Origin of the sequence: Halomonas sp. SIMBA_159 (assembly GCF_046536035.1) — a bacterium.
Taxonomy (GTDB): domain Bacteria; phylum Pseudomonadota; class Gammaproteobacteria; order Pseudomonadales; family Halomonadaceae; genus Vreelandella; species Vreelandella venusta_A.
The window spans coordinates 1-286 of sequence record NZ_JAWJBT010000339.1 but is presented as its reverse complement, the minus strand read 5'-3'; the positions used below and the strand labels follow the sequence as shown (position 1 = coordinate 286).

1 protein-coding gene is annotated in these 286 nt (G+C 40.6%); it reads right to left on the bottom strand.

From position 1 onward, the window contains the following. Positions 1–286 (bottom strand): hypothetical protein (locus R0J87_RS19535; RefSeq protein ID WP_498888324.1); only part of this gene is annotated, 286 nt, incomplete at both ends.

Sequence of the window (286 nt, the reverse complement as noted above, 5' to 3'; positions counted from 1 at the left end):
AATGCCACTTTCCAGAGTGAAGCCCGTTTTTTATCCACTTCCTGAACAGCCCCTGCAACCCAGCCGACTGCCAGGAATACGTATTGCACTCCCGCGATTAGGTATATTGTATAAAAATATTCCATCGGTGTACCGAAGAAGGTAGCAGATATTATGACGCCAACCACAAAGATAAACGGTGCCACAATTACACTGATAAACCCATAAATGATTCCTTTCCCTGCACTCCTAACCAGATACTTTAAATAATTTTGTTCCTTTTTACTAAGGTAATAAATGATTGTCA